Genomic DNA, 9,875 nt, shown 5'->3' with positions numbered 1-9,875 from the left:
TGGCCGGTGAACACTTCGGCGACATGGAACGGCTGGCTGAGGAAGCGCTGGATCTTCCGCGCGCGGGCGACCGTCAGCTTGTCCTCTTCCGACAGTTCATCCATCCCCAGAATGGCGATGATGTCCTGAAGAGACTTGTACTTCTGCAGGATCTGCTGAACGGCACGGGCCGTTTCATAATGCTCCTGGCCGACGATGCGCGGCTCCAGCACGCGGCTGGTGGAATCCAGCGGATCGACCGCCGGGTAGATGCCGAGTTCGGCGATCTGGCGGCTGAGCGTCGTCGTCGCGTCGAGGTGGGCGAACGAAGTGGCCGGCGCCGGGTCGGTCAAGTCGTCGGCGGGCACGTAGATGGCCTGCACCGAGGTGATCGAACCCTTGGTGGTGGAGGTGATGCGCTCTTGCAGGGCGCCCATGTCGGTGGCGAGCGTCGGCTGATAGCCCACGGCCGAGGGGATGCGGCCCAGCAGCGCCGACACTTCCGAACCGGCCTGGGTGAAGCGGAAGATGTTGTCCACGAAGAACAGCACGTCCTGGCCTTCGACGTCGCGGAAATATTCAGCGATCGTCAGGCCCGAGAGGGCGACGCGTGCGCGGGCTCCCGGCGGCTCGTTCATCTGGCCGAACACGAGGGCGACCTTGGAGCCCTCCGACGTCGGGTTGCCGTCCGCGTCCTTGGCGATGACGCCCGCGTCGAGGAATTCGTGGTAGAGGTCGTTCCCTTCGCGGGTGCGTTCCCCCACGCCCGCGAACACGGAGTAGCCGCCGTGGCCCTTGGCGATGTTGTTGATCAGTTCCTGGATCAGAACCGTCTTGCCGACGCCCGCGCCGCCGAACAGGCCGATCTTGCCGCCCTTGGCATAGGGGGCAATCAGGTCGACGACCTTGATGCCGGTGACGAGGATGGCGGCTTCGGTCGACTGGTCGGTGAATTCCGGGGCCGGCGCGTGGATTGGGGCCGTCTGCGTGGCGCCAACCGGGCCGCGCTCGTCGATGGGTTCACCGATCACGTTCATGATCCGGCCCAGCGTCTGCGGGCCGACGGGCACGCGGATCTGGGAGCCGGTGTCGGTCACTTCCTGGCCGCGGACGACGCCGTCCGTCGAATCCATGGCGATGGTGCGAACGGTGTTTTCACCGAGGTGCTGCGCGACTTCGAGGACGAGGCGGCGGCCTTCGACCGTGGTTTCCAGCGCGGTCAGGATTTCCGGCAGATTGTCTTCGAACGACACGTCGACGACGGCGCCGATGACCTGGGTGATCCGGCCGACATTGTTGGTGGTGCTTGCCATGAGCTGTTGTCCCGTCGGTTAGAGCGCTTCCGCGCCCGAAATGATTTCAATGAGTTCCTTGGTGATCGCGGCCTGGCGGGTACGGTTGTATGTCAGCGTCAGGCGGTTGATCATGTCCCCGGCGTTGCGGGTGGCGTTGTCCATCGCGGTCATGCGGGCCCCCTGTTCAGAGGCCGCATTCTCGTTCAGCGCGCGATAGAGCTGCACTGCCACGTTGCGCGGAAGCAGATCGTTCAGGATCGCCTCCTCGCCCGGTTCATATTCGACGACGGCGGCAGCGGCCCCGGCCGGCGCGGCTTCCGGCACCTTCACCGGGATCAGCTGCTGCGCCTGGGGCTCCTGCACCAGCGCCGACTTGAACTCGGAATAGAACAGGGTGGCCACGTCATATTCGCCGGCATTGAAGCGCGCGATCAGATCGGCGCCGATGCCCTGCGCGATATCGAAGCCCACCGTCTTGTGCGAGGACAGATCGACAGTTTCCACGATGGCCGCCCGGTGCGTGCGCAGCAGCGCAGCGCGGCCCTTCTTGCCGATCAGGAACAGCTTCACCGTCTTGCCCTGCGCTTCAAGCTCTGCGGCATGGCGGCGCGCGGCGCGGACGATGTTGGTGTTGAAGCCGCCGCACAGGCCGCGTTCTGCGGTGGCGACGACAAGCAGGTGCACCTGATCCCGGCCGGTTCCGGCCAGAAGCGGCGAAGCCCCCGGCCCGACCGACACCTTGGCGGCCAGGCTGGCGATCACAGCATCCATGCGCGCGGCGTAGGGGCGGCCCTGTTCGGCCCGCTCCTGCGCGCGGCGCAGCTTGGCGGCCGCCACCATCTTCATCGCCTTGGTGATCTTCTGCGTGGATTTCACCGAGGCGATGCGGACCTTCAGATCCTTCAATGAAGGCATCTAGTCGTTCCTTCAGGCAAAGGTCTTGGTGAAGGCCGCAATCGCGTCCTTGAGCGCAGCCCTCGTGGTGTCGGACAGATCCTTCGATTCCCGGATATCCTTCAGGATGTTCGGGTGGTTGGTGCGAAGGTCCGACAGAAGGGCAGCTTCATAGCGGGTCACGGCGTTGGCCGGGATGCCATCCAGATAGCCGTTCACGCCGGCGAAAATGGAGGCGACCTGCTCCTCGAAGGGAAGCGGGTTGTACTGGGGCTGCTTCAGCAGTTCGGTCAGCCGCTCACCGCGCGCCAGCAGCTTCTGCGTGGAGGCGTCGAGGTCGGAGCCGAACTGGGCGAAGGCCGCCATTTCCCGGTACTGGGCGAGTTCCAGCTTGATGGAGCCCGCGACCTTCTTCATCGCCTTGGTCTGCGCGGCGGAGCCAACGCGGCTGACCGAGAGACCGACGTTGATGGCCGGACGGATGCCCTGATAGAACAGGCCGCTTTCCAGGAAGATCTGGCCATCGGTGATGGAGATCACGTTGGTCGGGATATAGGCCGACACGTCGCCGCCCTGGGTTTCGATGACGGGCAGCGCCGTCAGCGAGCCGTTGCCGTTGGCGTCGTTCATCTTGGCGGCGCGTTCCAGCAGGCGGCTGTGCAGGTAGAACACGTCGCCCGGATAGGCTTCGCGGCCCGGCGGGCGGCGCAGCAGCAGCGACATCTGACGATAGGCGACAGCCTGCTTGGAAAGGTCGTCGTACACGATGACGGCATGCATGCCGTTGTCGCGGAAGAATTCGCCCATCGTGCAGCCCGTGTAGGGCGCCAGGAATTGCAGCGGGGCCGGTTCGGAGGCGGTGGCGGCGACGACGATGGAATATTCCATCGCGCCGTTTTCCTCCAGCGCGCGGACGATTTGCGCCACGGTGGAGCGCTTCTGGCCGACGGCGACATAGATGCAATAGAGCTTCTTGCCTTCGTCGTCGCCCTTGTTGGCTTCGCGCTGGTTGATGAAGGTATCGAGCGCGACCGCGGTCTTGCCGGTCTGCCGGTCGCCGATGATCAGTTCGCGCTGGCCGCGGCCGACGGGAACGAGCGCGTCCAGCGCCTTCAGGCCGGTCTGCACCGGCTCATGCACGGACTTGCGCGGGATGATGCCCGGCGCCTTCACTTCGACGCGGCGGCGCTCGGCGGCGTCGATCGGGCCCTTGCCGTCGATCGGGTTGCCCAGCGCATCGACGACGCGGCCGAGAAGGCCTTTGCCGACAGGCACGTCCACGATGGTGCCCGTGCGCTTGACGGTGTCGCCTTCCTTGATGCCGGTGTCGGCACCGAAGATCACGACGCCGACATTGTCGGCTTCCAGGTTCAGGGCCATGCCCTTGATACCACCGGGGAATTCGACCATTTCGCCGGCCTGCACATTGTCCAGGCCATGGACGCGGGCGATGCCGTCACCGACGGAGAGGACCTGGCCGACTTCCGACACCTCGGCTTCGGTGCCGAAGCTCGAGATCTGGTCGCGGATGACGCGGGAGATTTCCGCGGCGCGGATATCCATCTCTTATTGGCCTTTCATTTGCTGACCCAGGCGCGTGAGCCGGGTCTTGATGCTGCTGTCGATCTGTTCGGAGCCGATGCGGACGATAAGGCCGCCGAGGATCGAGGGATCCACGGTGACGTCGACCGCGATGGCGCGGCCCGTGCGGGCCTTCAGCTTGGTTTCCAGCGCCTTTTTCTGCGTCGCCGTCAGCTTGTGCGCGGCGATCACCTGGGCGGTGGTGGCGCCCTTATGGGCGGAAAGCATGAGGTCGAACTGGCGGATCACGTCTGCCAGCACGGACAGGCGGCCGTTCTGCGCCAGAACGCCCAGGAAGCGGGCCGTCAGGTCCGTGAGGCCAAGCGCGGCGGCGAGGGCGGCGACGGCCTTGCCGGCCTGTTCGCGGCTGATCGCCGGCGAGGTGGTGAGGGCGCGCAGGTCAGCCGATTCGGCAAGCGCCTCTTTCAGGATGGCGAGATCCCGGGCCGTGGCATCGAGCGTCTTCGCGGAGGCCTTGCCGGACTGCGCGAGATCGAAGAGGGCGGCCGCATAGCGCCCGGGAAGACCCGCTGCCGCCACTGACACGCGCATGTTGTTCAGATCCACCAACAGCCTCTTGTCTTTCTGGTGCCGGGGCCTTTCCAACGGAAATGCCCGGCGGTGATGTGCAGTCGCCCACGGCAGGCCGGTGTGCCTTGCGCGCGGGCGGGAGAAACCAGTGAAGCCGGGAAACAGGCCCCCAAAGGCCGCCCTGTGCTTGCGCGCGGGCCGTAGCATGGGGTTTCCGGCTTGCCAAGCCGGGCAGGGCGCCAAGACCCCACGCGACTTTCGCAGCAGCCATGCAGGCGGCGGATCAGCCGCGCCGCCGTTTCAGGATCAGATAGGCGGCCCCGGTGCCGCCATGCCTCGGGTGGGCGCGGCGGACCGCCGCAATGCGGGACGACAGCCCGTCCTCCCCCAGCCAGCGCGGCAGATCGGCACGGATCGCGCCGCGGGCTGACTTCCCCTCCATCAGGTCGGCCGGGGACGGGCCGGGATCATGGCCCTTGCCGGTGATTACAAGGATCACCCGCAGCCCGTTCCGCTCTGCATCTGCGACGCGCGTATATAGAAGGTGTCGCGCCTGTTCGCGGCGCAGGCCGTGCAGGTCGATCACCAGATCCGGTGCGAGCTTTCCAGAGGCGATGCGCCGATCCCAGCCGGAATCGAGCGATTCGGTGGGCGCGGCCGCAGGGGCAGGCGGCCGGGCCGGGGCAGGAAGGGGCGCGGGGGCGGGCCTCGCCCGGACGGCGCCGACGCGCTGCCGATCGATAATAGGCGCCGGCGCTGGCGCGGTGGACGGCGTCGCAGGCTTTCGGGGGTGAAGCGGCTTCACAGTGGCGGCGACCAGGGCCCACAGGGCCTGTTCGTCCGGCGCGAGCCGGCGGCTCATGGCCTGAGGCGCTGCGCCGCGCTGTTCGGCAGCAGGATCCGCGCCTGAAGCGGCGCCGCAAGCGGCCCGGCCCTGCGGCCGGCCTCGGCGCCCGCGCCGAAGAAGATGTCGAAGCGGTTGGCCCCCTTGATCGCCCCCCCTGTGTCGGCGGCGATCAAAAGGCGGCGGAACGGCTGGCCGTCCACCATCGTTTCGATCCAGACCGGTGCGCCCAGCGGCAGCGTCGCCGCGTCCGCCGCGGCATTGGCCTCTGCCAGCAAGGGAACGCCAAGCGCGCCGATGGGGCCGTCGATGGTGTCGGGCAGCTTGCGGAAGAAGATGTAGCTGGGGTTTTCCCGCATCAGCGCGGCGCCTTCGGCAGGGTTGGCGCGCAGCCAGGACTTGATCTCGTCCATGCCGGGTTTCGGCAGGATGCCGCGATCCTTCAGCAGCTTGCCGATGGCGACATACTGGTGGCCGTTCTGCCCGTCATAGCCGATGCGGAGTATGCCGCCGTCGGGCATGGCGAGCCGCCCGGAGCCCTGGATCTGCAGAAAGAACAGGTCCACCGGATCGGCCGCCCAGGCCAGTTCCAGCCCCCGGCCGGCGAAGGCACCGGATTCAATGGCGGCGCGATCGGGCGCGCGGACGACGCGGTTGCCCTTCACCAGCCCCCGGATCGTCCCGCCGCTGATGTTCCAGTCCTTCAGGTTCAGGTCCACCAGTTCGGGCGGCCGGGACAGAACCGGGGCCGCGCCGGGTGCGGGCGCGCGGAGACCCGCGATCTCGGGCTCGAAATAGCCGGTGGCGAGGCCCTTGCCATCGTTCAGGATCACCGGGGTGAAGTGGCGGGTGAAGAAGGTGGCCGGGTCGGTGCCGGCATCCGCGCAAGCAGCCTGCCAGTCCGCCGGGCGGGTCAGTCCAGAGGCATCCTCGCGCTTCAGAAGGCGCGGGCAAGCCCTGCGAAACGCCTCAAGCGCCTGAGGCGTCGCCGTGAACCCGGCGATTTGCCCTGCCGGGCTGGAGACGATGGGGGGCGTTTCGGGTGCAGCGGGTGCTGTTGGCCGGGGCAGCGGCGCCGGCGCCTTCTGACCGGCGCAGCCTGCGACCAGCGCAAAGACCAGCGCGATTCCGGCATGCCGCACGGGGCGGCCGGATGCGGCGGTCACTCTTCTTCGTCTGTGCCGACGAGAAGCCAGGCCGGATCAGACGAGGTGGTGTGGCGGCTGAACGTCCACAGATCATGGGTCTGGACGGTCGCGGCGGGGTCGCCGGCGATGACGCGGCCTTCGGCGTCGCGCGTCACGGTCACGATCTCGGCATCGAAGCGAACAGTCACTTCCGCCATGGCGCCGTTCATGTGCGCGCCGACGATCTGGGCCCGATCCACCTGCAGCAGGCGGTTCTCCACCCGTTCGCCCGCCGCCTTTCGGGCTTCGATGGCGGCGCGGAAGTTCGCCAGCATCTCGTCCGACACCAGGTCTGCCAGTTGGTCGGCATCACCCTTCCAGAAGCCTTCCAGGATCATCGCATAGGCGCCCTGCGAGCCGGCGAGGAAGCGATCCGGCGCAAAGCTGCGGTCTGCCCGGGCAACCAGCTCGAGGCCGGGGCGGACATCGGGGGCGACATCGGCCGGCAGGTCGATCGTGATCGGAGAATCCGGTTCGTTGCGGGCGCGGCCAGAGGGCTGAAGCGCATCCGGGCCGGCCGGGCGATAAGGATCCGCGACCGGCTTTTCATGGCCGGTGCGGCGGCCAAGCACATGGTAGAGCCTGAGGCCGATGAAGCCCGCAAGCATCGCCAGAAAGAAGATTTCGACCCAACCGCTCTGCATGTCCTGACGCCTTGATGTGCCAGACCTTCATTTCACAGAAGAGGTCCGGCCGCAATTGCCACGGCACGCATTTACGGTTGCGCCGGGGCAGGATGCAATTCACTCCGCACCCGAAATAGGGAAAGACGGGCGGAGTGCAAGCCTTGGGTGCGCGCCATCTGTGCAATGCGCGGGCGGGCAGGCGCTTGCGGCGCGGGGCCGGCGCTGCTAGCCCGCGCGGCAATTGTCCACGGCAGGCTTGGGGCCTGCCCAGCCGAGAGCCCGTTCATGACCGAGATTACGCCCGAAGCCGCCGAAGCCCTTGCCAATGGCGCAGACCTTGCGCCGCAGGCCGGCATCCTCGCGCAATATGTGAAAGATCTGTCGTTCGAAAATCCGAACGCGCCCGGCTCCCTGCAGATGCAGGGCCAGCCCAAGATCGAGATCAACGTGAATGTGAACGCCCGGGCGGGCGGCCAGGACATGTATGAAGTGGAGCTGAAGATCGAGGCGTCCGCCCGCGTGCAGGAAACCGGCCAGCTCGCCTTCCAGGTGGAGCTGCTCTACGCAGGGCTGTTCCGCCTTGTCGGCGCGCCGCAGGAAGCGCTGGAGCCCTTCCTGGTGGTGGAAGCGCCGCGCATCCTGTTCCCCTTCGCCCGCCGCGTGATCGCGGATTGCGTGCGCGACGGCGGCTTCCCGCCGCTGATGCTGGAGCCGATCGATTTCGGCGGCCTCTATCTTCAGCAGCTGGATGCGCGGGGCGCCGGCGCCCAGCCGTTCGGCAACGCCTGAACCGACGCCGGCCAGACCCGCGCATGACAGGGGCGGCCAGCCCATGTCCCTGATCCGCTCCGCCACAACCGTCGGCGCGATGACGTTGCTGTCGCGCGTCGTCGGGATGGTGCGCGAGATCCTGATGGCGCGCTATCTGGGCGCCGGCTTCGCGGCCGATGCCTTCCTTGTGGCGTTCCGGCTGCCCAACCTGTTCCGGTCCCTGTTTGCGGAAGGGGCCTTTTCGGCGGCGTTCGTGCCGCTGATCTCCCAGAAGCTGGGCAAGGACGGGAAGGGCGACGGCCTGACAAGCGCCGTTCGGCTGACGGAGCAGGCGCTGGCCGTGCTGTTTCCGGTGCTGCTTCTGTTCACCATCGTCATCATGCTGGCGGCAGGGCCGGTGGTATGGGCGATGACGGGCGGGTTCGAGGACCGGAGCCCGGAAAAGCTGGCGCTGACGGTGCAGCTGACGCGGCTGGCCTTTCCCTATCTGATGCTGATCTCGCTCGCCTCTCTGCTGGGCGGGTTGCTGAATGCGCTGGGCCGCTTCTGGGTCTATGCGGCGGCGCCGGTTTTGCTGAACCTGACGTTCATCGGCGGCTTCCTGTTCTTCAGGGGCGCGACGCCGGTGGAGACAGCGACGACACAGGCAGCTGCAATCGCGATTGCCGGTATCCTCCAGTTCCTGTGGCTGTGCTGGGATTGCTGGCGCATCGGCGTGCTGCCGCGTCTTACCTGGCCGAAGCTGACACCTGAGGTGAAGACCCTGCTGAAGCGCATCGGCCCGGCGGCGATCGGCGCGGGGGCGACGCAGATCAATCTGCTGGTTTCCACCATGATCGCGGCGCGCAATCTGCCGCAGGGATCTGTTTCCTACCTCTATTACGCCGACAGGCTGAACCAGCTGGCGCTGGGCATGATCGGCGTGGGCATGGGGGTAGCGCTGCTGCCCACGATGGGGCGGCTGATCGGCGCCGGAAACCCGGAAGCCGCGATCCACCAGCAGAACCGAGGCCTGGAATTCGTGCTGCTGTTCGGCCTGCCGGCGTCCATCGCGCTGATGGTCTCGGCGGATCCCATCGTTGCGGCCCTGTTCCAGCATGGGGAGTTCACCCGGGCGGACAGGATCGCCAGCGCAGCGGCGCTCAGGGCCTTTTCCAGCGGGCTTGTTGCCTACATGCTGGTGAAGGTGCTGACGCCCGGCTTTCACGCGCGCGGCGATACGCGGACGCCGATGCACATCGCGCTGGCCGCAATCGCCCTCAACCTCGTCGGCAATCTGATGCTGTCCCGGATGCTGGATCATGTGGGGATCGCGGTGGCGACTTCGGTTTCAGCCTGGTTCAACGTGGCGCTGCTGGCCGGGGTGCTGATCCATCGCGGCGCCTGGCACCCGGATGAGGGGCTGCTGCGCACGACGCCGCACATGCTGCTGGCGGCGCTGCTGATGGCGGGGCTGCTGTGGGCGCTGAACGGGCTGGTTCTGCCCATGGCCGAAGGCACGCTGGTCAGCCGGGCCGTCGGCATGTTGCTGCTGGTGGGCGCGGGCGGGCTGGTCTATGCGGGCAGCGGCCTGCTGATCGGCGCATATGATCCGCGGCAGCTTCTCAATTCGTTTCGCAGAGGATGAACATGCTGATCGTTTCCGGCATCCAGCCGACGGGTAACCTGCACCTCGGCAATTACCTGGGGGCGATCCGCAACTGGGCGCTGATGCAGGACGCGCTGGGGGACGGGGACCGGGCCTTTTTCTTCATCGCAGACATGCACGCGATCACGCTGAAGCAGGATCCGGCCGATCTGAAGCGCTCCACGCGGGAAATCGCGGCGGCGCTGATGGCGGCCGGGATCGATCCCGGCAAGGCGGTGCTGTTCAACCAGTCCCGCGTGCCGGAACATGCAGAGCTGGCCTGGGTGCTGGGCTGCACGGCGCGGATCGGCTGGCTGAACCGGATGACGCAGTTCAAGGAAAAGTCCGGCAAGGACCGGGAAGGCGCCTCCGTGGGGCTTTATACCTATCCGGTGCTGCAGGCGGCCGACGTGCTGCTGTACAAGGCCACGCATGTGCCCGTCGGCGAAGACCAGAAGCAGCATCTGGAACTGGCGCGCGACACGGCGACGAAGTTCAACAACGACTTCGGCGTCGAGCTGTTTCCGCTGCCGGAGCCCA

10 protein-coding genes are annotated in these 9,875 nt (G+C 67.1%); 3 read left to right on the top strand and 7 right to left on the bottom strand.

The window, feature by feature from the left end; translation table 11 throughout:
* The 7 genes from atpD to ACE3O8_RS11330 form a co-directional block, all read right to left on the bottom strand.
* Positions 1-1,292 (bottom strand): F0F1 ATP synthase subunit beta (gene atpD / locus ACE3O8_RS11360; protein ID WP_374389812.1); only part of this gene is annotated, 1,292 nt, incomplete at its 3' end.
* Between the two features lie 18 nt (positions 1,293-1,310).
* Positions 1,311-2,189, bottom strand: coding sequence for a F0F1 ATP synthase subunit gamma (locus ACE3O8_RS11355; RefSeq protein ID WP_374389810.1), 879 nt, complete (start codon positions 2,187-2,189; stop codon positions 1,311-1,313).
* Positions 2,190-2,201: 12 nt separating this feature from the next.
* On the bottom strand, positions 2,202-3,731 hold the full coding sequence (gene atpA, locus ACE3O8_RS11350; protein WP_374389808.1) for a F0F1 ATP synthase subunit alpha: 1,530 nt from the start codon (positions 3,729-3,731) through the stop codon (positions 2,202-2,204).
* A gap of 3 nt (positions 3,732-3,734) precedes the next feature.
* The gene (locus tag ACE3O8_RS11345) at positions 3,735-4,301 is read right to left on the bottom strand and encodes a F0F1 ATP synthase subunit delta (RefSeq protein ID WP_374389814.1); all 567 of its coding nucleotides are present in this window, start codon (positions 4,299-4,301) and stop codon (positions 3,735-3,737) included.
* Positions 4,302-4,563: 262 nt separating this feature from the next.
* Complete coding sequence (locus ACE3O8_RS11340) at positions 4,564-5,142, bottom strand: Smr/MutS family protein (protein ID WP_374389806.1); 579 nt, start codon at positions 5,140-5,142, stop codon at positions 4,564-4,566.
* Entirely contained in the window at positions 5,139-6,290 is a 1,152-nt protein-coding gene (locus tag ACE3O8_RS11335; RefSeq protein ID WP_374389804.1) for a murein transglycosylase A, read from the bottom strand. The genes ACE3O8_RS11340 and ACE3O8_RS11335 overlap by 4 nt, the downstream gene beginning before the upstream one ends.
* Positions 6,287-6,955 (bottom strand): Tim44/TimA family putative adaptor protein, encoded by a 669-nt coding sequence (locus tag ACE3O8_RS11330; protein ID WP_374389802.1) that lies wholly within the window; start codon positions 6,953-6,955, stop codon positions 6,287-6,289. The genes ACE3O8_RS11335 and ACE3O8_RS11330 overlap by 4 nt, the downstream gene beginning before the upstream one ends.
* Before the next feature lie 267 nt (positions 6,956-7,222).
* On the opposite strand from ACE3O8_RS11330, the gene secB reads away from it, so the two are divergent.
* From secB to trpS, 3 genes are all read left to right on the top strand, one after another.
* Positions 7,223-7,726 (top strand): protein-export chaperone SecB, encoded by a 504-nt coding sequence (gene secB, locus ACE3O8_RS11325; protein ID WP_374389800.1) that lies wholly within the window; start codon positions 7,223-7,225, stop codon positions 7,724-7,726.
* A gap of 43 nt (positions 7,727-7,769) precedes the next feature.
* Positions 7,770-9,335, top strand: coding sequence for a murein biosynthesis integral membrane protein MurJ (gene murJ, locus ACE3O8_RS11320; protein ID WP_374389799.1), 1,566 nt, complete (start codon positions 7,770-7,772; stop codon positions 9,333-9,335).
* A gap of 2 nt (positions 9,336-9,337) precedes the next feature.
* Positions 9,338-9,875: tryptophan--tRNA ligase (trpS, locus tag ACE3O8_RS11315; RefSeq protein ID WP_374389797.1), on the top strand; the 538-nt coding region annotated here is incomplete at its 3' end.

Origin of the sequence: Sandaracinobacter sp., assembly GCF_041909755.1 — a bacterium.
In the GTDB taxonomy this organism is placed as follows: Bacteria; Pseudomonadota; Alphaproteobacteria; order Sphingomonadales; family Sphingomonadaceae; genus Sandaracinobacteroides.
This window is presented reverse-complemented; position numbering and strand designations above follow the sequence as displayed.

Excerpts from the sequence above, each read along its gene's own strand:
- ACE3O8_RS11355 (WP_374389810.1), bottom strand. The coding sequence starts at position 2,189 with ATGCCTTCATTGAAGGATCTGAAGGTCCGCATCGCCTCGGTGAAATCC.
- atpA (WP_374389808.1), bottom strand. The coding sequence starts at position 3,731 with ATGGATATCCGCGCCGCGGAAATCTCCCGCGTCATCCGCGACCAGATC.
- ACE3O8_RS11345 (WP_374389814.1), bottom strand. The coding sequence starts at position 4,301 with ATGCGCGTGTCAGTGGCGGCAGCGGGTCTTCCCGGGCGCTATGCGGCC.
- ACE3O8_RS11340 (WP_374389806.1), bottom strand. The coding sequence starts at position 5,142 with ATGAGCCGCCGGCTCGCGCCGGACGAACAGGCCCTGTGGGCCCTGGTC.
- ACE3O8_RS11330 (WP_374389802.1), bottom strand. The coding sequence starts at position 6,955 with ATGCAGAGCGGTTGGGTCGAAATCTTCTTTCTGGCGATGCTTGCGGGC.
- secB (WP_374389800.1), top strand. The coding sequence starts at position 7,223 with ATGACCGAGATTACGCCCGAAGCCGCCGAAGCCCTTGCCAATGGCGCA.
- murJ (WP_374389799.1), top strand. The coding sequence starts at position 7,770 with ATGTCCCTGATCCGCTCCGCCACAACCGTCGGCGCGATGACGTTGCTG.